This is a genomic window from Sulfitobacter sp. 1A12157 (assembly GCF_043557345.1).
GTDB lineage: Bacteria > Pseudomonadota > Alphaproteobacteria > Rhodobacterales > Rhodobacteraceae > Sulfitobacter.
The window spans coordinates 33,147-58,625 of sequence record NZ_JBIFFV010000011.1 but is presented as its reverse complement, the minus strand read 5'-3'; the positions used below and the strand labels follow the sequence as shown (position 1 = coordinate 58,625).

At 61.3% G+C, this 25,479-nt stretch carries 21 protein-coding genes; 16 read left to right on the top strand and 5 right to left on the bottom strand.

What is annotated here, in order from left to right; genetic code table 11:
• Positions 1 to 141: 141 nt before the first annotated feature.
• Positions 142 to 1,209: a hypothetical protein gene (locus ACGYLC_RS16525; protein WP_394423990.1), complete on the bottom strand. Its 1,068-nt coding sequence runs from the start codon at positions 1,207 to 1,209 to the stop codon at positions 142 to 144.
• Positions 1,210 to 1,435: 226 nt separating this feature from the next.
• On the opposite strand from ACGYLC_RS16525, the gene ACGYLC_RS16520 reads away from it, so the two are divergent.
• The 4 genes from ACGYLC_RS16520 (at position 1,436) to repC (ending at position 5,983) form a co-directional block, all read left to right on the top strand.
• Positions 1,436 to 2,317 (top strand): recombinase family protein, encoded by an 882-nt coding sequence (locus ACGYLC_RS16520; protein ID WP_164193084.1) that lies wholly within the window; start codon positions 1,436 to 1,438, stop codon positions 2,315 to 2,317.
• A gap of 134 nt (positions 2,318 to 2,451) precedes the next feature.
• On the top strand, positions 2,452 to 3,645 hold the full coding sequence (gene repA, locus ACGYLC_RS16515) for a plasmid partitioning protein RepA (protein ID WP_009827042.1): 1,194 nt from the start codon (positions 2,452 to 2,454) through the stop codon (positions 3,643 to 3,645).
• Positions 3,629 to 4,558 carry a plasmid partitioning protein RepB gene (gene repB, locus ACGYLC_RS16510; protein ID WP_394423988.1) on the top strand — a complete coding sequence of 310 codons (930 nt, stop codon included), beginning with the start codon at positions 3,629 to 3,631 and terminating at the stop codon, positions 4,556 to 4,558. Before repA ends, repB begins: the two co-directional genes overlap by 17 nt.
• A 213-nt stretch (positions 4,559 to 4,771) precedes the next feature.
• Positions 4,772 to 5,983 carry a plasmid replication protein RepC gene (gene repC / locus ACGYLC_RS16505; protein WP_394423986.1) on the top strand — a complete coding sequence of 404 codons (1,212 nt, stop codon included), beginning with the start codon at positions 4,772 to 4,774 and terminating at the stop codon, positions 5,981 to 5,983.
• Between the two features lie 164 nt (positions 5,984 to 6,147).
• Here the strand turns inward: repC and ACGYLC_RS16500 are convergent, their stop codons facing one another.
• Positions 6,148 to 9,012, bottom strand: a complete 2,865-nt coding sequence (locus tag ACGYLC_RS16500; protein WP_394423985.1) for a Tn3 family transposase — start codon at positions 9,010 to 9,012, stop codon at positions 6,148 to 6,150.
• Between ACGYLC_RS16500 and ACGYLC_RS16495 the strand changes: the two genes are divergently transcribed.
• From ACGYLC_RS16495 to ACGYLC_RS16440, 12 genes are all read left to right on the top strand, one after another.
• The gene (locus ACGYLC_RS16495; RefSeq protein ID WP_394423984.1) at positions 9,002 to 9,265 is read left to right on the top strand and encodes a recombinase family protein; all 264 of its coding nucleotides are present in this window, start codon (positions 9,002 to 9,004) and stop codon (positions 9,263 to 9,265) included. The two genes, ACGYLC_RS16500 and ACGYLC_RS16495, sit on opposite strands and share 11 nt — an antisense overlap.
• A 1,118-nt stretch (positions 9,266 to 10,383) precedes the next feature.
• On the top strand, positions 10,384 to 10,869 hold the full coding sequence (locus ACGYLC_RS16490; RefSeq protein ID WP_394423982.1) for a hypothetical protein: 486 nt from the start codon (positions 10,384 to 10,386) through the stop codon (positions 10,867 to 10,869).
• Positions 10,870 to 10,908: 39 nt separating this feature from the next.
• Positions 10,909 to 11,847, top strand: a complete 939-nt coding sequence (locus tag ACGYLC_RS16485) for an ArdC family protein (RefSeq protein WP_394423981.1) — start codon at positions 10,909 to 10,911, stop codon at positions 11,845 to 11,847.
• Between the two features lie 68 nt (positions 11,848 to 11,915).
• Positions 11,916 to 12,305 (top strand): DUF3768 domain-containing protein, encoded by a 390-nt coding sequence (locus ACGYLC_RS16480; protein ID WP_394423979.1) that lies wholly within the window; start codon positions 11,916 to 11,918, stop codon positions 12,303 to 12,305.
• A 157-nt stretch (positions 12,306 to 12,462) separates the two neighbouring features.
• A complete protein-coding gene (locus ACGYLC_RS16475) occupies positions 12,463 to 14,445 on the top strand; it encodes a ParB/RepB/Spo0J family partition protein (RefSeq protein WP_394423977.1) in 1,983 nt (660 codons plus the stop codon).
• 74 nt (positions 14,446 to 14,519) lie between these two features.
• Positions 14,520 to 15,113, top strand: coding sequence for a regulator (locus ACGYLC_RS16470; protein WP_394423975.1), 594 nt, complete (start codon positions 14,520 to 14,522; stop codon positions 15,111 to 15,113).
• Positions 15,114 to 15,215: 102 nt separating this feature from the next.
• Positions 15,216 to 15,872 carry a DUF6927 domain-containing protein gene (locus ACGYLC_RS16465; RefSeq protein ID WP_394423973.1) on the top strand — a complete coding sequence of 219 codons (657 nt, stop codon included), beginning with the start codon at positions 15,216 to 15,218 and terminating at the stop codon, positions 15,870 to 15,872.
• 112 nt (positions 15,873 to 15,984) lie between these two features.
• Positions 15,985 to 20,247 (top strand): strawberry notch-like NTP hydrolase domain-containing protein, encoded by a 4,263-nt coding sequence (locus ACGYLC_RS16460; protein ID WP_394423971.1) that lies wholly within the window; start codon positions 15,985 to 15,987, stop codon positions 20,245 to 20,247.
• A gap of 121 nt (positions 20,248 to 20,368) precedes the next feature.
• Positions 20,369 to 20,755, top strand: coding sequence for a DUF6878 family protein (locus tag ACGYLC_RS16455; protein ID WP_394423970.1), 387 nt, complete (start codon positions 20,369 to 20,371; stop codon positions 20,753 to 20,755).
• Position 20,756: 1 nt separating this feature from the next.
• Positions 20,757 to 21,209, top strand: a complete 453-nt coding sequence (locus tag ACGYLC_RS16450; protein WP_394423968.1) for a DUF6915 family protein — start codon at positions 20,757 to 20,759, stop codon at positions 21,207 to 21,209.
• A gap of 109 nt (positions 21,210 to 21,318) precedes the next feature.
• Positions 21,319 to 21,621 (top strand): hypothetical protein, encoded by a 303-nt coding sequence (locus tag ACGYLC_RS16445; RefSeq protein WP_085818125.1) that lies wholly within the window; start codon positions 21,319 to 21,321, stop codon positions 21,619 to 21,621.
• Positions 21,622 to 21,746: 125 nt separating this feature from the next.
• Positions 21,747 to 22,475, top strand: coding sequence for a DUF736 family protein (locus ACGYLC_RS16440; RefSeq protein WP_394423967.1), 729 nt, complete (start codon positions 21,747 to 21,749; stop codon positions 22,473 to 22,475).
• A 232-nt stretch (positions 22,476 to 22,707) separates the two neighbouring features.
• Here ACGYLC_RS16440 and ACGYLC_RS16435 read toward each other — a convergent pair whose 3' ends face one another.
• Genes ACGYLC_RS16435 through ACGYLC_RS16425 form a run of 3 tightly spaced genes read right to left on the bottom strand, consistent with a single transcriptional unit; the run spans position 22,708 to position 25,372 of the window.
• Complete coding sequence (locus ACGYLC_RS16435) at positions 22,708 to 23,184, bottom strand: hypothetical protein (protein ID WP_394423965.1); 477 nt, start codon at positions 23,182 to 23,184, stop codon at positions 22,708 to 22,710.
• A 5-nt stretch (positions 23,185 to 23,189) separates the two neighbouring features.
• The gene (locus ACGYLC_RS16430) at positions 23,190 to 24,389 is read right to left on the bottom strand and encodes a nucleotidyltransferase (protein ID WP_394423963.1); all 1,200 of its coding nucleotides are present in this window, start codon (positions 24,387 to 24,389) and stop codon (positions 23,190 to 23,192) included.
• On the bottom strand, positions 24,386 to 25,372 hold the full coding sequence (locus ACGYLC_RS16425; protein WP_085818121.1) for a CBASS cGAMP-activated phospholipase: 987 nt from the start codon (positions 25,370 to 25,372) through the stop codon (positions 24,386 to 24,388). The genes ACGYLC_RS16430 and ACGYLC_RS16425 overlap by 4 nt, the downstream gene beginning before the upstream one ends.
• Between the last annotated feature and the right edge of the window lie 107 nt (positions 25,373 to 25,479).

Sequence of the window (25,479 nt, the reverse complement as noted above, 5' to 3'; positions counted from 1 at the left end):
TCTCTCCGTTTTGTACAGTCTACCACCATATATGAAATAAGTGCAACAAAAGCATTAAGTGTCGGTTATTTTCTGCGCGCCCTGCCGCGCGCTCGCGGTCATCTCTACTGCCAACTGGGCCGGTAACACCCGCGCTAACCTTCAGTTCGCAGCACGCCACATCCTGAAGCGGCCCTGTCCTGTCACCTCGCGGATCAGGCCGCGCGCTTCCAGCCATGCAAGGTTGCGCTGGACAGCGGCGCGGCTGGCGTCAGTCAAGGCCTCAGCCATCGGTGCAGAGACGAACGGCCATTCGGTCAGCACCGCGCACAAGGCCGGGGGCGTCCTGCCCGAGAGCGATGCCATCTCGGCCACTGCCCGCGCCGACCATGCCTCGATATCGTCAAGCTGCCGCATCGCGGTAAGGCATGCCGTCTCCATCCCCTCGAGCCAGCGCGCAAGACGGGCGTCGGGTGGGCCACCGGCGCGAAGACCCCCTGCCCCGCCCATGGCTAGAGGCGCAAAGACTGTGCCTCTCCCCTCGCTGGCAGCGATCCGCGCAGCTGTGACAGCCGCTTCCATCCGGTCGCCGTGCTGCCCGAGCCCCGCTAGGCCCCATAGGTGAAAGCCCATAGCGGCGCGGGTGATCGGGTGCAGGTCATCGGCGTGCCCCATCAGATCCAGCCAACCGCTCGCGCGATCCACGAACGGCTCGGTCTCATCACCTAAGTTTTCGGGGTCACGATGGTCGAGAAAGGCGGACAGGTCCTGCTCCGGCCCCGGTCCACCCGTCAGCCGCCGCACGGCCCAACCGACACGCGCGAGCGCCGCGGTGTCGTCCTGCACGCCGGACAAGCGCATGGATATCCAAAGCGCCAGCCGATCAGGGCCGATGCGGTCACCCGCGAACCAGCTAAGGTCGGCAGCCTCGATCAGGGCAAGTCTGTGCCGCCATCCTTCCGGACCCCGCTTTAGCCGGTCATCCAGTGCACAGAGGCGACCGGCCACACGAGCAAGACGCGCGGCATGGCCCGCTTCTGCTTTCCGCCAATCCTCGAGGACTTCGGCTTCACACGGTTCGGCCCGTGGACCGGGCGGCAAATAGTCTGGCTCCTCTTCCATTGGACCGGGCAGGAACCAAAGATCGTCCTCGGACGACTGTTCAAGCTCCTCACCCTCGAGGATGAGAGTATCATAATCATCATGAAAGACAGGCGGTTGAGGCTTCATATGCGCAAAATATCTAAGTTTTGCACTTTACTCAAAGGTTTTGTCGGGGTGTCTTCACGCACCTTATATAGCACGCACAGGCGATGGTCGGCGAGGGCACTCTGATCGCGCTGACCGCACAGAAACTAAGGGCTTTCTGTTGAGCAAGGCCACAGAGTGCACCCTTGCATCCGTTTACAAACGGTCGTTTAGTAGCGATACCTAAAATTGCAAACGGCCCGATTTCATGCCCCTGATAGGCTATGCCCGCGTTTCCACAGAGGATCAGACCCCCCTGCCCCAGTCTGAGGCCATGCAAGCTGCGGGTTGCGTCGAGATATTCGAAGAACACGCCTCAGGTGGCAATCGTGCGCGGCCGGTGCTCGCGCGGGTGCTCGAACGTGTCCAGAGCGGCGACACGTTGGTCGTCGTGCGAATCGATCGGCTCGCGCGGTCGCTGTCGCACCTTCTTGAGGTGATTGAGCGTCTGGAGGCCAAGGGGGCTTTCTTCCGCTCGCTCCAAGACCCGATCGACACATCCTCACCACAGGGCAAGTTCACGCTGCAGGTTCTGGGCGCCGCGGCCGAGTTCGAACGCGCTCTGATCCGCGAACGCACCAAGGCCGGGCTTGCTTCTGCGCGGGCCAAAGGGCGCGTTGGTGGCAATCCTGGACTGCGCGCCAAAGACCCCGCCGCACTGCGCAAGGTGCGGCTGGCGCGACAGGACGGCTATATGGAGCGCCTCAACGAGACCGCGCAGGATTGGGTGCCCCATGTGCGCCGCTTGCGCCCCGATATGGCCTGGGAAGACCTGCTGCGGATCATCAATGGCCCCCTGCCCCCAGATCGCCATTGGACACAAAGCCGACTGCTCCGCGCTGTGAAGGCATATGTGCGCGACGGGTTCCTCCCTGCCGAGGTGCTTGGCCGCGCCGGACGCCGCGAAACCGATGACCGCCTGCCGGCCATCGTGGCGGCCATCAAAGGGTCGGACCCGGATATCACGCTACAAGCGATCTGCGACCGGTTGGAAGCCATGCGTGAGCGCACCCCTCGAGGCCGCACTGGCTGGCAGCCGTCTTCGGTCAAAATGCTGCTTGAGCGTGCGGAAAAGTTGGGGCTCCTCTGAACACGACACTTGGGTTGGCCTAACGGATTGCCACTAAATCTAGAAAGTGCTTGCACGAATCTGGCTGCTCGGGCAATAGTCTCGAAAAATAACGCGCGGTCACATAAAAAACGCGCCCTCGGATCGGGGAAAACATGAGCGAAGCAGAACAGGATCTAGATATCGCCATCGGGCACTACGCGGAACTTCTCGCGTCGAACCTGCATGCTCAGCGCGCTGCACACTTCCCACCAGATGCAAAGAAGGTGATGCGCACTCTGACCAGCGGCGAAGCTGCTGAGCTCCTTGGCGTCGACCATACCTATCTTCGGAAGCTTCATCGAGAAGGAAAGATCGTTGACGTCGAGACGACGGCTGGAAGTCATCGCCGCTATACGCTCGACGATATCTGGGAAATCCGGCAGACGCTTGAAGGAAACGCAAAAAAGTCTGGAACTTACGTGCCTGGACGTCGCGACGGTGACGAGCTTCAAGTCATTTCAGTGGTGAACTTCAAGGGCGGGTCCGGCAAAACGACGACGTCTGCTCACCTCGCTCAGCGCTTGGCGCTCAAGGGGTACAGGGTTCTTGCGATCGATCTCGACCCCCAAGCATCTCTTTCGGCTCTTCACGGAATCCAGCCAGAACTCGACCTCATGGAGGGCGGAACCCTCTATGATGCCGTTCGCTATGACGATCCGGTTCCGATCGCCGAAGTGATCCGCAAGACCTACATCCGCGGCCTTGATCTTATCCCGGGCAACCTTGAACTCATGGAGTTCGAGCACGAGACGCCTGCTGCGATCCAGCGAGGCGGAGCGAAGGCGTTCTTCGCGAGAGTTCATGACGCACTCGATAGTGTTGAAGCGAACTACGACGTTGTTGTGATCGACTGTCCGCCGCAACTTGGTTTCTTGACGATGTCAGCACTTTCCGCGTCCTCTGGTGTGCTCGTGACGGTTCACCCGCAGATGCTTGACCTTATGTCGATGTCCCAATTCCTGCGAATGACTGCGGATCTCCTTGGAGTAATCAGGGATGCAGGCGCAAATCTGCGCTTCGATTGGCTTCGCTTCTTGCCAACGCGATACAAAGTCGGCGACGCACCACAGACCGAAGTCATCGCCTTCATTCGCGGGCTCTTTGGGAGGTCGGTCCTGACCAATCACATGGTTGAGTCGACCGCAATTTCTGATGCCGGCTTGACCAAGCAAACGCTATACGAAGCTGACAAGAAGGACTTCACGCGTCAGACGTTTGATCGTGCGATCGAGTCTATGAACGCAGTGAACGATGAGATCGCTGAAATCATCCAGAACACATGGGGGCGGAATGGCAAGAAAGCCTAAACTTGGCCTGCCGCTGCAGACCCTTCGCAACGCTCCTGACGCTCTTGAAGGGCGCCGACTGCGTGGCGGTGTTTTTGAGATCGATCCGGCGCAGATTGTTACCGAAGGACGGTTGGATGACAGGCTTCAGATTGAAGTTGAGGGCCTGAAGAACTCTATTTCCAAGAACGGTCAGCGTGTGCCTGTCTTGGTCCGCCCACTGGAAGGCGATCGCTACAACCTGATCTATGGCCGCAGACGCTTGGAAGCATGTCGCGAACTCGGTATCAAAGTTCGAGCCATCGTCACAGAGGTTGAAGGTGATCAAGCGCTTCGAGATCAGCTTCTCGAGAACCAAGAGCGTCGTGATCTGAGCTTTATTGAACGTGCGCTAGTAGCGACGGCGCTTCTAGACGGCGACCATTTAGAAGGGGCTGAGCGCACCAATCGTGGTGTCGCCGAAGTCCTTAACCTCCACGAAGCTGGGGTTTCACAGCTCTTGAGTGTCGTTCGGACGGTCGGCGAGGATCTCATTCAGGCAATTGGTGCAGCTCCTGGGATTGGTCGCCCGAGATGGGAAGAGCTCAAAAAGGCTTTGGGTGCCTACGACGGTAATCGGGACCAACTGCTAGCCATAGCTCATGCAGCCAAGTCCGGAAGTTCCGGCTCGGTCGATGAGGTTTCTGAGCGTGCGTTTCTCGCAGTTCTGGCAGCTGCGAAGAGCGCAGAAAAGAAAGCAAGCCCGTCTAGAAAGGGTGTGCCTGCTTTGGCGATCCCCGGTGTTGGAGCTGCGACGGTCAAGACCAGCCGCCAAGGTAGGCAGCTCAAACTTGATCTAACTACGGATGAACCTGATTTTATCAGCTGGTTGGAGGGCAACGCCCCAAAGCTGATTACCGAGCTTCATGACCGCTGGAAGCGTTCAGGAGACTGAGAAAGAGCAACCAACAAGAAGGAGGCACGATACAGGCAAAAAGAAAAAGGCCCCGAGAAGCTAGCTTCACGAGACCTTTGTAAGGTTTCGCACCGGGATCAGCCCGCTACAAAATCTCAGTTTTCGCACTTCTGAATGTAGCGTTCTGGCCCCTACCCCGCAAGCGCAAAGCGATTCGCGGGCCCTAGAATTTTTGTCTTCGTGGACATTTTCATGGAGTACACACCAATCTCGCCGTTTATGCGGCCAATTTCGCACGCCCATTTGCGCGTCATTGAGCGACCCGAGGCATCTGTTCCAGCCAGACCCGTTAACAAGTGGGAACTCCTGCGCGAGCTCTCCACGGCGCAAGCGGCCTTTGGGGTCTCGGAACGTGATCTGACGGTTTTGCAGGGGCTCCTCAGCTTCTTTCCGGACGATGCGCTTGGCGGGAACGCCGAGATGGTCGTCTTCCCCTCGAACAAGGCGATCTGTGAGCGCCTGAATGGTATGCCCTGCTCCACGATGCGTCGTCACCTCGCGCGTCTTGTCGAGGCTGGCTTGCTCCAGCGGCGCGATAGCCCCAATGGGAAGCGCTACGTCCGTAAGCACGGCGAAGACCGCGTTGCCTTTGGCTTCGATCTTTCCCCGCTCTACTGTCAGTCCGAGGAGATAGCACGGGCCGCAGAGGCCGTACGTGAGGCTGAGGAGCGCGTCAGGCGCCTGAGAGAGGTCGTAAGCCTCATGCGCCGCGATCTCGCGGCCCTCGCCGAGTTCGGAGACGAGATGCAGCCAGGCCTAGGCTTCTGGGATCAGCTTCGCGACAGGGCTGCCCTCACAGCCCGCGCGCTTCGCCGCAAGCTTTCAGTTGAGGACCTCGCGGCCTATCGAGCCGACCTTGAAGCTCTCCTTGACCAGGCACGCAACATCATTGATGGCCCTGAAACAGAAGAAATGAACACCAATGATGCCCAATCTGAGCGTCACCATCATAATTCAAATAAAGAATCTATAGATCTTGAACCTGCTTTGGAAAAAAGCGGGGCGGCGGCGGGTGTGCCAGATGTGGACACGAATGAGCCGGTGGCTGACGTTGATGAACAGGACACAAGACACCTGCCAAAGATCCCGCTGCACCTAGTGATCGCGGCATGTCCCTCGCTCAAGACCTTCTACCAAGGTGAGATCCGGCATTGGCATCAGCTCTTCGATGCGGCGTGCCATGTGCGGCCAGCCATGGGCATCAGTGCGTCTGCATTTGAAGAAGCACAGCGGTTCATGGGTCCGGAGCAAGCGTCGATCGTCGTTGCTGCCATGCTGGAACGCTTCGCCGACATAAGATCGCCTGGTGGATACTTGCGAGCTCTGACTGCCAAAGCTGCGGTAGGCGAGTTTTCCTGTGGCCCAATGGTCATGGCATTGATTGGCCGGCGGAACGCGGCTTAACAGCTGTTAAACTCCGATCTCGTGCGGCGGGCATGGCATAACTTAACAGCTGTTAAGCAGGCTCTCGGCACACAAACGGTGTTCGAGAGAGAAAAGTTAGGGGGTTGAGGTGTGGGGGGTCGATTCCGGCTGGGGGCAGGATCGTATCATAAGCTGATCCTGACCTACCTTTTCCACCTGTATTCACCGGTGAGCAAGATATGCGCCCATCCGAGGGGTGATATGTGCGCCAGAAGCTCTGGCGAGCAGTCGAGCCCTTCGCGTTTTCGGGCTTTGATCGCGTGGCCGAGGTGTTTCGTATTCCAGTAGATGATGATCGCAGCCAGCAGGTTGAGACCGGCCATTCGGTAGTGCTGTCCTTCGGCGGTGCGGTCGCGGATTTCACCTTGGCGTCCAATGCGCAGGGCATTTTTCAACGCGTGATACGCCTCGCCTTTGTTCAAGCCGATTTGGGCGCGGCGCTGCATGTCAACGTCGAGCAACCAGTTCATGATGAAAAGGGTGCGCTCGATGCGCCCGATTTCTCGAAGCGCCAGGGCAAGCTCATGCTGACGCGGATATGAGGCGAACTTCCGCAGAAGTTGGCTGGGCGGCATGGCCCCTGCCGCCATCGTGGCGACGGCCCGCAGGATGTCTGGCCAGTTGTCGACGATCAATTTCGCCCGAACCTTTCCGCCGATCAGACCGCGCAGTTCCTTCGGCGCGGCGGCAGGGTCGAAGAGGTAGAGCCGTTTCGATGGCAGATCACGGATGCGCGGGATAAAGTGATAGGACAGCAACGCCGTGACGGCGAAGACGTGATCCGTGAAGCCGCCGGTGTCGGTGTACTGCTCTTTGATTTTGCGCCCGACCTCGTTCATCAACAGCCCATCCAGGATGTAGGGCGCTTCGTTGACGGTGGCCGGGATGCTCTGGGTGGCGAACGGGCCGAACTGGTCGGAGACGTGGGTATAGGCTTTCAGGCCGGGCTCGGAGCCATACTTCGCGTTGATGAGGTTCATGGCCTCGCCCTGCCGGGCGGCAGGGAAGAACTGCCCGTCACTGGACGCGGTGACACCACCACCCCAGAACTGGGCCATGGGCAGACGGGTCTGAGCTTCGATCACCATAGCAAGCGCCCGGTTGATGGCATCGCTTTCGACATGCCACCGCGACAGGCGGGAAAGCTGGAAGTAATCGTGGGAACTGGTTGCCTCGGCCATCTTGCTGAGCCCAAGGTTCAAACCCTCGGCCAGCAGCACATTCAACAGCCCGATGCGATCCTTGCAGGGAACGCCGGTGCGTAGATGAGTGAAAGCTTCGGTGAAGCCGATATCGTCATCAGTTTCCTGCAGCAGATCGGTGATGCGGACTGCGGGCAGGCGGCCATAGAGATCGAGCACCATGTCGTCGACATCGCCGGGCACGGTGCCGGTGAGACGATCCAACTTGAGAACGCCATTTTCAATAGATCCACCTGGGATTGCGCCGGTTCGGGCGGCTCTAGCCGAGCGATTCATGCCTTCCGCCAATCGCGTTTTACGATCTTCTAGCCAGACCTCCGGCTCAAAGGGCATGGTCAGTCGCGGCGACGCCTTCGCCGCCTCCATCGGCACAAGTGCCTGTTTCAGGTCAGCGTAGCGCCGGGAATGCGGGAGCCAGATATCGCCGGAACGGAAAGCTTCTCGGATCTGGAACAGCACGGCGACCTCCCAAAGCCGGTTGTCATCGGGCTCCTGGGCATTGAGGTGGCGATGCCATTTTGACGTGCGGCGCAGGAACGAGGGCTGGCGGGGCGCATCGGTCTGATCTTCGGCGAGGATTTTGGCGGCTTTCACCAAAGGCGCAGCCACAGGGGCGTTCCGGACATCGAGCACACGCAGCATGCGTGGCGCATAGCGCCGGAACCGGTGATATCCGTGAACGACATGCGCCAGAGCGTCGGCGGCCATCGTGTCGGTCAGCTCGGCAGCGGTTGCCACCATATTTTCGAGACGTGTCCAACCGCATGCCGCTTCCGTGGCCGCGTCGAGGGATGTGTCATCTCCCTTGGCTTCCAGCAAGGCGGCGCCTAGGTCTTTGAATGACCGCAACGTCTCCTGCAGCGAAGATCTGGCATCGGCGATCCGCGCATCGCAGAGCTTCTTCGCGTCCCGCCAGGTCTTGCCGACGATCCGATCATGGGTCTCGATCACCGCGTCAGCGATGGCCGCCGTCCATTCGATGGCGCACACCGCCAGGATCGCCAGACGCCGGTCGCTGGTGATGTCGCGTAGCCCGTCGGCAAAGTATCTCTCACCCTGACGGCGCAGGCGCGTGACCCGATGGGACGGAACATCCTCCAGGATTCCTGGCGGCACTGCCAATGCCTGCAGGAATTCCAATCTGTCCAGGAGCCGGGATGCCCCCGCCGAGTTGTTGCCCACCTCGAACTGGCGCAACCAGACGAACCGGCTGACCTTGCCATCGACCATCTCGGTCAGCAGCCCGTCCAGTTTCTCCCTGATCGGATCATCAAGCCTATTGGCGATCCGGCGTTCTATTCTGCGCTCCGCCGCTACGAGGGCGTCGGCGCACAACCGCTCGATGACCGATACACCGGGCAGGATGGTCTGTGTCCGACGGCATTCCTCGACAAACCGGCGCACCAGGTCTTCGTTGGAACGGGCCGTTTCGGCCTCGCGCTCAAGCCACGCCTTCAAGTCACGCGCACCACGGCCCGAGAACATCTTGAAACCGTAAATCCGGCGAAGGTCGATCAGGTGCCTGCGCCGTGTCACATCGGTCTCGGCGTAACAGGCAAGGTCTTCGGAGCGTTCGCCAAGCTGTGCAGCGAGGAAGCGGCTCACTTCCAGGGGGATGATCTCCCCCGGCATCAGAAGACGACCGGGATACCGGAACGCGCACAACTGCAGTGCGAAGCCAAGCCGATTACGCGCCTGCCGCTTGGTGCGGATGTGTTCGATATCATCATCGGCCAGGGTGTAGTGGTGTAGGAGGGTGGCTTCATCAGAGCTCGACACACCGCATGGACGGATGATGGCCACCATGCTGGCCGGGATCGCCCAATTCGAGCGTGATCTGCTCAGCGAGCGGGTGAAATCCGGCTTGGCCGCCGCCCGTGCGCGCGGCAAGAAACTTGGACGCCAACCCGGCCAACGCCCGAAATCCGACAAGCTCGCGTCAAAAGTACTGCAGGCCGTGGAAGATGGTCGATCTTACCGCTGGATTGCCCGCGATCTCGGAATTTCTAAAAACACGGTCACAGAGATCGTCAAACGCCACCGACAGAAAGCCTTATGATACGATCATGCCCCCTACCGGAATCTACCCCTGTGGCGGTATTTAAGATCGTGAAAGTGGCTTTCGCCTTCGTCGCGGCGAAGATCTGATGACGAGGGCATCCCGATCATCATGGTAAAACCTCAGCTGGTGACCATCGCTGCTAGTAGCGCAAAGGCGGCTAGTGAAGAACATACAGAGCGTTGCGCTGTAGCCAACCTAGCAGTTGCGCGCCTCCGCGGCCCCTGCCCTTTTCGATGTCTGAGATCTGAACATGAATACCCTGAACAATTGGTTCTACGCTATCCGGCGCCTGCTGACGGCGATTTGGGTCTTGGCCTCGGATATTCCCTTGGCCTTCATCGGTGCTAATGCCTGAGAGGTAGGTTGTGGATGTCTGTTGCATGATATCGTGGCTACGGGCCGCAGCGCACAAGGAGCAGACGATCGATGGTTGCCAAAACCGTTTGACCAGGGGCTCGATCCTCGAATTCCCGCACGCGGGGAGCCGATAACTTCTCAGTCACTTCGATAATGGCGACATGGCCAGCGAGGCAATCGGTTCCTCAAGCGCAGCAGCTGGTTGCCAGCGGTCCCGCGTTCCACTGATTTGGTCGTAGTGGACGGCGAGGACATCGCAGAACAGCGGGTGCAACTTAATCTCTTGATTTCATGACACCCGAACTCTTCAAAAGAGTGCTTTGATGTTGGTTGCGGAATGATCTGATCCATCCGGTGGATGAAAGCGATTTAATAACAATGGGTTATTGTGTTTTAGTGTTCGCGATGGGAAATTATGCCCATAACAGCCATCATCGACATGGTTTCCCTTTCCAAGGTGCCGATCCGCTACATCGGCGGGAAGCCAAAGCATCAGCACGCTTTATGAAGAAGTTGGCAGTTGCGGGCCGATTGAGCGGTTTGGGCTATCTCGTGAAGAAGGAGCCGCCACAGGTCTAGCCGATGGGCCCTGTGGAAGTTCTGATCCCGTCGTACCAGTACAGTTCGGTGGCGGTTGGGTGTTTCATGGGTTTGGTCCACGAAAAGGGAAAGTGGACTTCGGGTTTTTGTGACTGACGGATGAGGGACCTTGGGGTGCCTCGGACGGGTCCGGGCCGGGTTCCGGTCGGCCGTTCCGGATGAAGGGCATTCCCATGCAAACAGGTGTCTTGCGCGTGCTGCGCGCGACCGCTGCCTCTTGGTGGCGGCATAGAGAGCTGCGCCGAACCGGCGAGAAGGAGCTGGCACGGCAGCTCGTGCGGACAGCCGTTCTCCGCGATCTCGGCTATCTCAAGCAGGCCGCGTCATTGCCAAATGCTCATGTGATCTGCGGAGACGGTGGGACATTCCTCCATCTCGGGTGGACCACCGTCTCGAGTTTCGCGCCGATCGAGCGCTTTCCCTTGGCCGCTCTTGCGGTCGCACGAGGTACAACCTTCATCGACATTCGACCCGTCACCGATGTCATCGCTTTCGCGACCCTGCCGCGGGTGACGCGGGACGGATCGCTCGGCCCTGAGCATTCGGGTGCCGGCAAGTGCGTCTCGCTGACCACCTACATCGACATAGTCGAAAAGCTCGGTGCCAAGATCGCCAACGATCCTCGACCCCGCCGGACAACCTGATCCCCAAACTTCTTATTAACACACGAAAGGACGCCAGCCATGGCCCGATCCCGCACGCCCAAGTTCGATGCCTCCGAGGTCATTACAAACGAAATCATCCGCATCATCGAGCGCGGCGTTTTGCCGTGGCGCAAGCCCTGGACGGCAGGAGGCAGTTCTCGGCCCCTGCGCGTGGGCGGTGAACCCTACCAGGGCGTGAACAACTTCCTGCTGACCATGCGCACCGTGATGGCGGGCCACAGCTCGCCCTTCTGGATGACGCTGCCGCAGGCCAATGCCTTGGATGCAAAGGTTCGTAAGGGCGAGAAGTCCTCTGTAGTCGTCTACTACGGCCAAAGCCGAAAGGTCGCCGGCGGCGAGGATGATCAGGGGGAGAGCGATGATCGCTCCGAGGAGGCCCGCGTCTTCCGCTTCCAGAAATCCTACCGCGTGTTCAATGCTTGCCAGATCGAGGGCCTGCCCGAGAGCTTCTATCCGGACCCCAAGCCAACGCCTGAACATCCGCCGTCCGAACCCATCCCGGACATGCAGGCGTTTTTCGACGCCATTGACATCACGACTGTCTTCACGGGGACGGAAGCCTATTACCTGCCGCCCGTGGACAAGGTATTCATGCCGTCGATTGCGCGGTTCGAGAACCCGCGGAATTTCTACGGGGTCTGGGCCCATGAGCTGGCCCATGCCACCAAGGCACGGCACCGGCTGAACCGCGATTACGGCCTCTCGCGCTTCGGCAACACGGCCTATGCCCGCGAAGAGATCGTCGCCGAGCTGACCTCGGTGTTCCTTGGCCAGACGCTCGGCTTTACGGCCCATACGCTCGAGATGAACGCGGCGTATCTCTACAATTGGCTGCGCGTTCTACGCTCGGACAAGGGCGCCATCTTCAAGCACGCCGCTGACGCGCAGCGCGCCTGCGACTACCTGATCGCACGGTCGGAGGCGGGTAGGGCAGGGGAGGACGCTCAGGCTGCTTGAGCGGTGTGTGCCGGTAAAGGAAAAGTGGGCTCTGGATTGGGTGTTTCAACTTCACAGAGGAATGCCCCATGACCATCACCGCACAACCCCAGACAGACCGCCCTGATCCGAATGTGATCGCGACGCAGAACGACGCGTTTCGCAAGCTCGCGTGCCTTGGAGTGCCGCCCGCGCAGCCCATACAGGGCCGCATGCATGTCACCCGCTCGATTATGGAGGCTGGTGACGGCTTCATGGCCGAGGCGGTAAAGGCCACGGGCATGTTCGACAAGTTCGAACCCGAGAACGACCCGGAGGGCTGGCATGATTTCGGGGCGGTCGAGATCGAAGGCGAGACCGTGTTCTGGAAACTGGATTTGTACGAAGCCGATTCCGACTTCCGCTACGGGGCTGAGGCCCCGGACAATCCCGCCACCACCATGCGCGTGTTGACCATCATGATGGCGCGCGACTGGTAGAGGGGCAGGGGGACTCCTCCCCCAACAAGCCAACAAATGAAGGCCCGCTGGCCCTTTAAAGGGAGAGTGGGCCTTTCGTCGTGGTGATCCCCGATGCCGGGGATTGGTCACGCGCGTGAACGCGCGGGCCCACATCATCCACCGAAAAGGACATCCCATGACCGCAAGCTTCAAACCCGTTTCTGTCGCCATCGGCGATCTGACAGCTCACCCTGCCAATGTGCGCAGCAACTCCCCGGAAACCTACGACCCCGAGAACATCGCACATCTGAAAGCCAGCATCGCAGTGCTGGGTCTCGTCCAGCCGCTCCTGGTTCAGAAGATCGACAGCAAATATGCCGTACTCGCAGGCGGTCGCCGCCATGCCGCCCTGAAGGAACTGGCCGCGGACAAGAGCGAGAAGGGGTTCACCGCGAAAACCAAGGTCGACTGCCGCCTCGTGCCCGAGGAGTGCGACGTCACCACGGCTCTGTCGCTCGCCGAGAACATCACGCAAGCGCCGATGAATGCCATCGACGAGTTCGAGGCCTTCGCGCGGATGATGGAGGTCGATGGCCAGACGCCCGAAACCATCGCCAAGACATTCGGCACGACGGTGGCCGCCGTGAAAGGCCGGTTGCGCTATGGCCTGATCCACCCCGACATCCGCGCGGCCGCGCGAGCCAAGACGATCACGCTCGACACGATGAAGGCCTTTGCCGAGCATCCGAGCCAGGAGGTGCAGAAGGAGGTTTATGAGGCTCTGACCAAGGAAGACAGCTATCTGCAGGCCTATACCGTCCGTCAGGCGCTCAAATCCCGCGGTGTGCAGGTCAGCGACGATATCGGGGCCTTCGTGCGTGAAGACTACGAGGCGAGGGGCGGCGCTGTCTCAGCTGACCTTCTGGAAGAGCATTCGGTGCTCGAGGATGCGGCGCTGGTCGAGACTATCCTGCTCGAGAAGCTCGGGGCCGCTGCCGAAGTGGCCCGCGCAAAACTGGGATTTGCCTGGGCAGATGCAATGCTGCGCTATGATTACGCGACCATGGCCGACTATCGCCGCGTCTATCCCGGCCCGATCGAGCCGGATGAGGCCGCCCAAAAGCGCATTGACGAGATCACCTCCGAACTTGAGAAACTGCAGCTCGAGATGGAGGATGAGGGGCTCGAAGACGATGCCTACAATGCCCTTTACGAGCGCGTGGACGCCTTGGAAGACGAAGCCCGCGACCTGCAGGAAGCCTACAGCGTCGAGGACCTTGCCCGCGCCGGTGTGATGGCGTCCTGGTCGAACGGGCAGGTGACGCTCCATGTGGGCCTTGTGCGCCCGGAGGACACCGTCAAAGAGGAGGACGCGCGTGGCTCTTCAAGCAGCCCAACGGGGGAGGAGGCCCCGGACGCCGGCGAAATCACCTACCCGGCGTCGCTGGCTGAGGATCTCAAGACCGAGCGGGCCATGGCCCTTGGCGCCGCGATGGCGCTGCATCCCGAGGCCACGCTCGATCTGACGCTCTTCAAGCTGGTCAGTGATGTTCTGACCAGCGGCATGAGTGTCACGCAGGCGATCAAGATCGATGCCCGCAAGGAATACCGCAACCACGCCAAGCTGGACGAGATCGACGGCACCTCGCTCGAGCAAGTGGCTGCGGCCCATGATGCGCTCGATCTGTCCTGGTTGGACGAGGCCCGGTCTCCCGCCGATCAGTTCGCGGCGTTTCGCGCGCTGAAGCCGGGCGAGAAGGCCAAGCTCGTCGCCTATGCCACGGCCAGCACCACGCAGTCCTGTTTCGCGCGCGACCGCCAGCGCGACAGCCTGATGCATGACTTCGAGATCGAGATCATGCCCGACATCCGCGCCCATTGGACGCCGAACGCGGCGCTGTTCAATCGCTTCAAGAAGGCCTGGCTCCTGAAGATTCTCGGCGAGGATCTGGGCCTCGCCCAGGAGGCGGTCACGCTGGCCTCGTCGAGCAAGAAAGAGATCGTCGCCTTCTGCGACAAGCTCTTTGCTGAGCCTTTCGCCACACTCACAGACGCGCAGCGCGCCGCCGTGGCGGCCTGGTGTCCGCCGATGATGCAGACCGCCGGTGTCGCCTGTGATGAGGCGGAGCCCGCTGCGCAAACCCTCGAGCCTGACAGCGAAGTCGCGCAAGCGGCCTGAGCCCTCACGCGACCCGCGCGGGCAATTCCGCCCGCGCGGGTCGACCCTCCCACACTCAACGGAAAGACATCCCCATGGCTATTCTCAAGTTCTCTGCCTCCGCTGTTGCGGCGCAGATCGCCCATGCGCACGCCTGCAAGACCTTCTTGCCCAACTGGAACGGACCAGTGGACAGGCCCGCCCTGATCCTCATCGTCGGCAATGGCGTGCATCTGCGCTCGAACGGCATCGATGGCACGACCACCCGCATCGTCACGACCGAGCAAGCCAATCCTTCGTTTGCCTTCGCCGATGGTATGAACCCGTTTCGGGACACCGACTGGATGGCGCAGCGCCGCATGGCGTTCCGCGATCTGACCGGCCAGTTCTACACGGACATTCTCGACGATGTGCAGGTGCTCATCGACCGGGGGCAGGGGGCGATCCGGCTTGCCACCGATGGCCACAGCATCCGCGTCTTCGTGCGCCGGGCCTCGGATTATCTCATCGGCGGGACATACGACGTGCCCTCGGGCCTGGGCGGCACCTTCCGGGTCATCCTCAAGGATGCCTGCGACACCTTCGCGATCGTGCAGAACTGCGGCAATTGCGAGGATTTTGACGCGATGCAGCCCTACCGCGTGCCGCTTGATGCGCTGATGGAACTCGATGACCGGAGGGTGGCGTAACGCGCCCTTTCTCAAACATGCATCGCCAATACCCTGCCGGGCCTGCGGCCCTCTCGGGACCTTGGCGATAAAAATTTTCCCCTTGAGAGAAAGGACTCTGAGATGGGTTGGCTTTTTTACACCGACCGCCGCGTCAAATCCTACGCGGATGAGAAGGCGGAAATCGCCCGGCTCTGCACTTTTGAGAGCGACACGCGCAAGACCGAACTGGTCAAGGCCTGCAAGGTTGGCTCCACCTGGTATGCGGCGGCAAGGTTCACCAATCTCGACGGCACTCCTGTCGAGGACGCGACCTATGTCACCGATCCCGACGGCTCGATCACCTTCGGAGCCGTGTTCCTCACCCGATACGATGACGGCTGCTGGGGCTACAAGGACATGGAGGAAAGCGCGGGACCGACCGAATCCCGCGCGCCACTGAGCCTGTTGGCCCTGCTGTCCGAGCTGAAAGACCCGGACAGCTACGCCCATGCCTGGCGCCAGTGCTGCCGGGACTGGGCTGCGATCCCGGACTACGCCGAAGGCGACAAGATCAGGCTCGCAGCACCCGTGACGCTCACCGATGGCAGCACATGCCAGATCGTCACCGCGACCCATTACAGACGCGGGCGGCAAAAGCGCCGCTGCTACCGCATCGAGGAAACCGGCGGACTCGTGCGGCTCTCGAAAGCCTCGCTTGCGGGCTCGGAGCTCCTCAGTTCCGCAAAGGGCTCGGCAAGTCCGGTACTTGCAGAGTTTATGGCGGGGCGGGGGAACTGAGCGACAGGACCGCTATTCACGTGCGGTCCATGACTGCCTGCTCCGCGCCCAAAAAGTGTAGAGCCGGCTTTTTCTCCTTTGGAACTCAGACCCTGATCCAAAGGAAAATCCCATGACCAAGCCCAAACCGGCGAACCCGACTCTTTCAATCTCCGACGCTAACCTCACCTCTGCCCTCGCGCAGATCGGCACGGAGATCGATCAACAACCCCTGCGCAGTTCAGCGCTCGCGCGCATCGTGCGCGAGACGTTTCATGGCAGCGACACCGGCGGTGCCTGGGACTGGCGCATGGCATATGACCTGATGCAGGCCGCGGCCATCCAAGTGCTGCTGCGTGGGGAAGGCGTGGCAGGTGACATCGCCGCTGCAAGGCTGCTTGCCTCGCGGCTGCTGACGGAAACGCGCCGGTCAGAGCAGCAGATCCGGCTGCAGCAGTTTTCCACGCCTCTGCCTTTCGCGGCAATGGCCGTGCGGGCGGCGGCTATTCGCAAGGGCGAGACCGTTCTGGAGCCCTCGGCTGGCACCGGCGCTCTCGCTGCTTTCGCGGAACGGGCTGGTGCCACGCTTTTGCTCAACGAGATCGACCCTTTGCGCCAGCGCCTCCTGCGCGCTGTCTTCGGCGGCGAGGTGACGGGCCATGACGGGGAGCATATCGACGATTTGCTGCAGACGCCGGTTCTGCCCGACGTCGTGGTGATGAACCCGCCCTTCGCGTCCTCGGTCGATCGTTCCCGAGACAAGCACATCGCCGCCAAGCATCTCATCGCGGCCGCGAAGCGTCTCGCACCGAGAGGACGGCTGGTCGCGATCATGCCGCTGGGATTCACACCCGAACGCGATGCAGCGCATTGGTCGCGCGCATGCGGTCTCCTTGCACCGCGGCTGGCATTGACGATGAAGGGGCAGGTCTACCGCAAGCTCGGCACCTCTGTGGAGACCCGGCTCATGGTCTTCGACAAGGTGCAGGAGGATGGCGAGATGATCCGCGCCACGGTTCATGATCTGGAGGAAGCCTTGCCTTTTGTCGACGCCGTGGCAGCGACCCGGCCCGAAGCGCGCCCTGCCCAACGGGCGGCGACAAACCCTCATGCGCGATCGGTCGGTCCAGTACCTGTCACGCGCAAGCGCTCAGTTGCCACAGTCGCCGCCTCCAAACCACACGCCAATGCTGCCATCCCGCTCAGCTTCACAAGCTTCGATGTCCCGCGCGACAACACGCCCGTCTCGGACATCTATGCGCGCTACCGTCCGCAGCGGATCGAGATCGCGGGCGCGCAGGAACATCCCACGCCGCTCGTCGAAAGCATCGCAATGGCCTCGGTCGCGCCACCTGTGCCCTCTGGCGCGGCCTGTGCGGAATTGCGTCTGCCCGCCAGGCTGATCGAGGAGGGACATCTCTCCGAAGCGCAGCTCGAGACGATCATCATGGCGCATGATGCCCATGGGCGTGACCTGCCGGGGCGGTTCACCATCGACGACGACCAGACCAAGCTCACCCGGGCCGATGATGACCCGGATGCCAATGCTTATCGCCTCGGGTATTTCCTCGGCGACGGCACCGGTTGCGGCAAGGGCCGCGAATGCGCGGGGCTGATCCTGGTGAACTGGCTGTCCGGGCGCCGGAAGGCGATCTGGGTTTCCAAATCCGCCACGCTCATCGAGGACGCGATCCGCGACTGGACCGATCTTGGCGGCTCGCCCGCCGACATTCAGCCGCTCTCCAAATGGAAACCGGACCAGACCATTCCGATGGGCGACGGTATCCTCTTCGTGACCTACGCCACGCTGCGCTCGGCGGGCAAATGCGGCACCACGCGGCTGAGCCAGATCTTTGAGTGGATGGGTGAAGACTTCGACGGCGTGCTGGCTTTTGACGAGGCCCATGCCATGCAGAACGCCGCAGGGTCAGAGCAGGGCAGGGGGGTCAAACCCTCCCAGCAGGGCCTTACGGGCCTGCGGCTGCAACTGGCCGCCCCGCGCGCCCGCGTCTTCTACATCTCGGCCACGGGCGCCACGAGCGTGCACAACTTGGCCTATGCCGCGCGGCTGGGGCTCTGGGGACAAGGCCCCGAATATCCCTTCCCAAGCCGCGAGAGCTTCGTGTCTGCGATGGAGGCAGGCGGCGTGGCGGCCATGGAGGTGGTCGCGCACGATCTCAAGACGCTCGGCCTCTACACGGCGCGCGCCCTCAGCTTCGATGGTGTGGAGTATGACGTGCTCGAGCATGCGCTCACCCCGGCCCAGATCGAGATCTACGACGCCTATGCGGGCGCGTTTCGCACCATTCACCACAATCTCGAAGCGGCACTGACTGCGACTGGCGTCAACGACGCCTCGGGCGAGACCAATGCCTCGGCCGCACGCGCCTCGGCCAAGTCTCGCTTCGAGAGCACGAAGCAGCGCTTCTTCAACCATCTCCTGATGGGCATGAAGGCACCGACCATCATCCGCGCCATCGAGGACGATCTGGCAACGGGCCACGCGTGCGTCATCCAGGTGGTTTCGACCGGCGAGAGCCTGCTGAAACGTCGGCTTGAAACGATGGACGCGGAAGACGAGCTTGTCGAGGGTGCCTTGACGCCGCGCGACTATGTTCTGGGCTACCTGGAACAGGCCTTCCCGATCCATGCGCAAAAGCTCGTGGAGATCGACGGTAACCTGGTGGCGGAACCCTTGCGGGATGAGACCGGCGCACTGGTTGTCTCGCGCGAGGCGCTCGCTCTGCGCGATGCGGCCATGATGGAGTTGATGACGCTGGCGCCGATCCCCTCGGCGCTCGATCAGATCCTCTGGGCTTTTGGCGATGAGGCTGTCGCAGAAGTCACAGGGCGGTCCATCCGGCCCCTCAAGGCCGAGGATGGTCATCTCTTCATCGAAAAGCGCGCCGCCAGCAGCAATTCCTCCGAGACCCAAGCCTTTATGGACGGCGAAAAGGATATCCTGATCTTCTCCGATGCAGGCGGCACGGGCCGATCTTACCATGCGGCGCAAACGGCGAAGAACCAAAAGCGGCGGCGGCACTACCTGCTGGAGCCCGGCTGGCGCGCCGATGCGGCCATCCAGGGGCTCGGCCGTACGCATCGCTCGGCGCAGGTCAGCGCGCCCTTCTTCCGGGTCTGCACCTCGGATGTGCATGGCGAGAAACGCTTCACCTCGACGATTGCCAAGCGCCTCGACCAGCTCGGGGCCCTAACCAAGGGCCAACGCGAGACCGGCTCGCAAGGCATGTTCCGCGAGGAGGACAATCTCGAAAGTCCGATCGCACGGGGTGCGCTGCGCGGCTATTACGCTGATCTTGGTGCCGGGCGCGCCGAGGCGATGAGCTACGAGAGTTTCACCGACTGGACCGCCCTGCGGTTGATCGACAAGGACGGGGTGCTCCTTGAGGAGTTGCCGCCGATCCAACGCTTCCTCAACCGGGTGCTTGCCCTTCCCATTCATATGCAGAACGCGCTCTTTGCCGAGTTCATGTGCCGGATCGCCGATCAGACTGAACGGGCGCGGGCGGCGGGCACGCTGGATCTCGGCGTCGAAACCCTGCGTGGCGAAAAGATCGAACAGGTCTCCACCGAAGACCTCTGGACCTGCCCGAAATCCGGTGCAGTCACGCGGATCATCGGGCTCGAGGTGACGGACCCGGTCCATGTGCTGTCGGCAGATGAAGCCCTGTCGCGCAACCCCGACAAGCTGCCGATGGTCAACCGCGCCTCCGGTCGCGCGGCGCTGATCTCGGCGCGGCCCATGCAGATGTATGACGAGGATATCGTGACGCTGATGCGCAAGGCGGTGCGGCCAAACGGGTCGAGCTATCTCGAAGAGGCGCGGTTAGGGTCCTCCGCATGGGAAGAGATCGGCAAGCCTAAGTTCGCGCGGCTTTGGGATTCCGAGGCTGCGTCCCTGCCAAAAACCACCACGACCAAGCTCTACCTGCTGACCGGGCTGCTGTTGCCGATCTGGAAGGACATTCCGACCACCAATGAGCGTATCTACCGTGTGACGCCAGACGGGGCGACCGCCATGATCGGGCGGACGCTGAGCGAGGAGGGGGCGGCAGCCCTACGCGCCCGCTTCCTCGTCTCCGACCCGCAAACGCCGCAGGAGATGCTGACCGCGGCTCTTGGCACCACCGCGCCTGTTGATCTGGGCCGGGGTCTGACCCTGACCCGTCGCCGCGTCGCGGGCGAGATGCGTCTCGAGCTCGCTGGTGCTGATCGGGGCATGATCGAGGGTCTCAAGGCAATGGGGTGTTTCACCGAAATCATCGCATTCCAGCTACGGGTGTTCCTACCGCATGGGGACGGGATCGACACGGGGACCATTCTGGCCCGGATCGTTGGGCAGGGAACCATCAAGGCGGCAGAACAAGCCGCCTGAAAAGTCAAAGCGGGCTTTGGGCCGGGTATCGCGGATCGGGATTTGGCCGATCTGCGCTTTCCGGGCGCGCGCTGACCAATGCCAGGCCCGACCCGCCAACATCTGACAAAAGGACAGACCCATGACCAACCCCCAGATCGATTATGCCGCGCTGGCGGCTCAGTGGCGCGCCGAGCGCGAAACCACCCTGAAGGCATCCCGAGCGGAGCTGCTTGCGCAACTACGCGCGCTCGGCATCAACGAGGTCACCGCCGAATACGAAGGCTATGGCGACTCTGGCAATGTCGAGGACGTGAATGTGCAGCCCGCGGAGGTCAAACTGTCGGAGGCGCTTGCGACAGAGGTCGGTGATTTCGCCTGGTCGCTCGCCTATCACCATCACCCGGGGTTCGAAAACAACGAGGGCGGCTATGGCACGCTGACCTGGGACTTGCGCAACGACAGCATCACCCTCGATCACGCGGACCGCTATGTCGAATGCGCGCACAGCTATGTCGAGGGTCTCTGAGATGGCCCATCCGCTTCATCATGCCGAAAGCTCTGCCCGGAAATTCGGCGGGGTGCCGTCTGACTATCAGTCCATACATGACTGGTTCGACGCCTCGAAAGAGCACCTCGCCCTCTTTACGCACCGAGCCATGCGTCACCATGCCCAAGGCCTATTTGAGGCCGAACGTGTCTTCGGCGTGTCCCTGACCAATAGCGCAGGTCGGGACATTCCCGTGCGCTGGATCGGCGAGCAGCATATCCGTGAAGACTGCCAGGGCCGCATTCCGAGCATGGCGGACTGGCTGCGACGGATCCAGCCCGAGCCATGGATGGGCAATGGTCATATCGACCGGCATGTCGGCAATGAGCCCTGCGGCGACCCAAGGGTTGCCTGGGCCACCGAGGTCGCCGCCGGACGAACGGTTCTTGGCCTGAAAGATTGGATGGCGGCGCGCGCGACGCAAGCCACGTAAAGCGCCTGACAGCTCTCGGTCGTTTGCCAAACGAATGCTGCATAGAAGCCCGGTCGGAAGATCGGGCTTCTTGCGGCGTTTACCCACCATTCTTCTTAAGGAGCTTCGCATGACACTCGATGACATCAAGGCGGCCGTCGATGCCGGCCAAACCGTGCACTGGGCCAATACTGGCTACGTTGTCTACAAGGACCGGCTCGGTCAGTACCTCATCACCTATGTGCCGAATGGTAGCTGCATCGGTCTGACCGACCGGGGCGGGCACGGGTTGAACGGGGAAGAGGCGGAGTTCTTCATCGCGCGATCGAAGGACAGCGCGGAAAATCCGGGCAGTCCAACAAGATCAGAAGGGCAGGGGAGGGGCGTTGTACCCGGAGGCGCGGGGGCATTCCCACTCGGACGGCAGCTCTGACCCGTGCGCGGGGCTGAAAGGAAAGCAGGCTTTCTGATTTGTGGTCCCTCAAGGGGTCGAGAAAGCAATCCCGGATGCGCTGGCAAGAACGTCAGGCACCGGCCAATCCAAGAAGGAACTATCCCATGTTCGCAGGAACCCTCACCCGCAATGTCGAGACCGCCGCCGCTGAATACACCGGCATGATCCACTCGACGCGCTTTGACATCGCCATCCAGCTCGAGGCACGGGCCAAGATGTCCGAACGCAGCCCGGATTACGACGTGACTGCAGTCAACAAATCAGGCCGCAAGGTGCGCATCGGCACGGCCTGGAACGAGACCGGCAATACCAGCGGAAACCCTTACATCTCGATGCAGATCGATGTCGGCTTGGGCCCGTTCCGGGTCAATGCGGTGCAGACGAAAGAGGCGCGCGCGGCCCAAAGCGGCGAGTTCGAGATCATCCCGCTGGTTTCCAATGGCCTCATGAAATCCGGCTCGATCTCGGGGGAGCTCACCGCCATGGACGCCGACAACGCCTTCACCGGCTACATCGCCAACATGATGTTCGATCTGGAGTTCATGCTGATCGAGAACAGCTACAAATCCGAGGAAACCCACCCCGATTACCGTGTCGAGGTCAGCTCGCCCCGGGGCACACCGATCCGCGTCGGCTCGGCGTGGATGGCGAAAAGCAGCCGCACGGGCAACGACTACCTGTCGTTGCTGATCAACACGCCTGATGGCGACCTGCGCGTCAACGCCGTGCAGAACGAAGAACAGCGCGGCGGGCAGACCTTCTCGATCATCCCGTTCATCGACAGCGGCGATCAAGCGCAAGACGCGGGCGCGGGGCTTTCGCTGGTTGCTTGATCAGCGCGCGAGGTGAGACGGTCTGAACCGAAAGGGGAGCCGTGGGACCACGGTTCCCCTTTTTCTGTGCTGATAGGGTGTAGATACGCACTTGAGTTTGTTGAGTGCCGAACCGCCCTACTGTGGTTCTCAGGATTATGCGCCGCCGTTGCCTCACGTCTAAAACAACCATCCGCCACAGTCACTCGGTTCCAACTCGGTTCACATCATACAATGAGATTAACAGCGGATTTTAGCGTTGTCGTTGAAGGCTGCGCCTCAACGCACGGTTGCCCTCGTTTGGGTCATCCTCTCCAGGGTGCTTCCCTCCGCCCTTCCATTCGTCCGATGCAAGCCATTCCTCGAAATAGATCAGCCAGAGGTGGGTCCAGGGGATAATGGTGAGGTCCAGACGCTTGCTGGCGTCCCATTGTCCGGTTCCGGGCAGATAGAGACAGAGCCGATCAGGGTCATGGTAGATATGTGGCAGGTCGCGTTCACCGGCGAGCAACCTCAAGTCAGGATCTACAACCCGAACGTCCGGCGTTCCGTCCCTCTCCAGGACAAGGGTGACCTGATACGTCCGAGAAAGCGGCGTAGGTTGTGCGTGAAAATGCCATTCCAACCGGCGCGGACCGAGCACCCCCTCGCCGGCTACTGTCTTGGACTTCTGCAGGAACAGGTACTGCTGGGGCAGTGTCAGCCGGTTTCTTGTGGTCGATCCCGCCATCGCGCTTAGTCCCCGAAAAACTCGTTCTTGGGAACGGGCGTCGACGCGGCCGATTTTTGGGTGGTCAGGCCAACACCCGCACCAAGCACGAGTGCCCCCGTCTTTCGCCCCTCGTTCAGCGCATCCATCCGCCGGTTCATGGTCCGGGCAACAAGTTTGTCACCCAGGCTGTCCTTCATGGAGCCTACAATCGCGTCGAGGCCAACGAGGTCACGCAGGGATTCGAAATCCGCAAGCGCCTTGCTGTGCCACTTGTAGAAGACTTCGACCCGCGCGGGTTCTTCATTCCAACGCTCGGCAAAATTTTCACCTTCGGTGGTCTCGTTCCAGACCGCGTAGATCTGACGGCCATTGACTAGGGGCCGCTCGATGAAGACCGGCATCAGGCGGATCGTGTCGATCAACACCTGGAGTTCGTCTGCGAAAACGTGGCGCCTGACGCACATCTCATAGGATCGCATGGCCAAGGTCGTGATGATGATCGAGATCGGTGCGATCTCCTCCTGAACATGCAGGAATTCCAGATCCCGGTGACGCTTTAGGAGTTGCACGGTCCGCCGCAGAATGCCCTTGACGGACTGACGTACCGGGAAAGGCTCGGTCGTCGCCGCATCGCGCTGCGCCGCGATGATCGACTGCGTCATCTGCGGGACTAGGGCCGCCCTTTCGTCGAAAAGGGTCCGATAGGCCCGAGGATTCGTCGCGTGCCAATCCCGAAGCTTGCGATCGGGTACCAGCTCACCGCCGTTCATGCAGTTCGGGTTGGCAATGGTCGGGGAGATGTCGAGGTGAAAATCGCCGGCGTAGTTCAGGCGCCAGCAGCGCTTCTTTTCTTCCAGGATAGAGGCATAGTAGGCGTGCTCGCGCAGGCGCTTGCCGATCGCGGCCTTCAGGCGTGCCGGTGCGATTTCCGGGCCGAGGCCGAGGATGAAGCTGATCAGGTCGACATCGAACTCGTCGCGCCCGATCGGTTTGATCGAGGTGCCGAGTGCGCCGGAGCCGTGCAGGTAGACATGGAGGGAAGCAAGCATCGGGTCGCTCGATCCGGCCAACCAGTCTGCGACGGCTTCGTAACTGGTACGCGCCTTCTCGAACTGGGTCTGGGTCCATTCCAGCTCCTGGCAGATTTCTTCAAGGATCGTGAAGACCTGCGCCCGCCGCTGAATGGCGGTATCGGTGAGGGGGTGCGAGAAGATCTGGTTCATGCGGCGTTCCGTTCGAGTTGATGCACGGGCACGAACGGCTCGGCAGGTTGCTGGAAGAAGATGGGGGTCAGTGTGGGGCTCGCATGCCGGGCACTCGAGGCGCCAAGCCCCTTGAGCCTCTGGATCTTGGTGGTGTCGTCGAGGGAAAAGAAACCCTCCGGCACGCTCGGCGAATACCGGTGAACAGCCGTCCGGTCGTGCGGATCGCCTGTCAGATGACGGGCAATGCCGAGCGCTCCACGGGATTGCCCGTCCATGAGAAGACTGAGGGCCTTCAACCCGAGACCGGCCTTGCCAGGGGATTCAGGCAGCATGTAGACCTCGTCGACACAGCCGAGGCTCAGGATGTGCAATTCCTGCGGAGACCAGCCGAGCATCGAGATCGCTTCGACGGTCGCGACGCCCACCGGATTGTTGCACCAGGTGCCACCATCGAGAAGCCCGACATCATCCACCGTCTTGTGACGCGCGAAATAGGTTGGAGCGGCCGACGTCGCCATCGCGGCGTCGAGGGCCGGCTTCCGGTAATCCTTAGTGAGCCGCGGATGATGCGACGTCTTGTAGATGTAGACGCTGCGCTGGTCGGCATCCCAGGCCGGGATCAGCAACCGGGTCTCAGCTTCGCCGATGAGCTTGTCGCCAAGGACGGCATGGAGTTCGTCCCGAAGCGTCGATGCATCGTGCTTCGGCTTGACCAGGTGACGCAAGGCGGCACGCGCGTCCCGAGCCTTTCGCCCGAACCAGCTGTTGTCCCCCGCTTGCCCGAAAATCGTCGGCCCGCGATTTTCGTAGAGTTCGAGGAGGGTTTTGGCCGGGATGCCGAGGGCAAGGCCGATCGCGAGAATACCCCCGGTTGACGTTCCCGCAATCAGGTCGAAGTAGCGGCCAATCGGCTCATCAAGATCTTCTTCCAAACCCGCCAGGAAAGCCGCGGGTTGGGTGCCTTTGATGCCGCCACCATCGATGCTTAGGATGCGTCTCATGATGCACCTAGCTTTTCTAAGACTGGATCAACCAGCCCATTATCAGGCAGTCCTACGATGCTCTGAAACCTTGGTGTCAGCTCGCCCGTAAACGGTATGTTCATGGC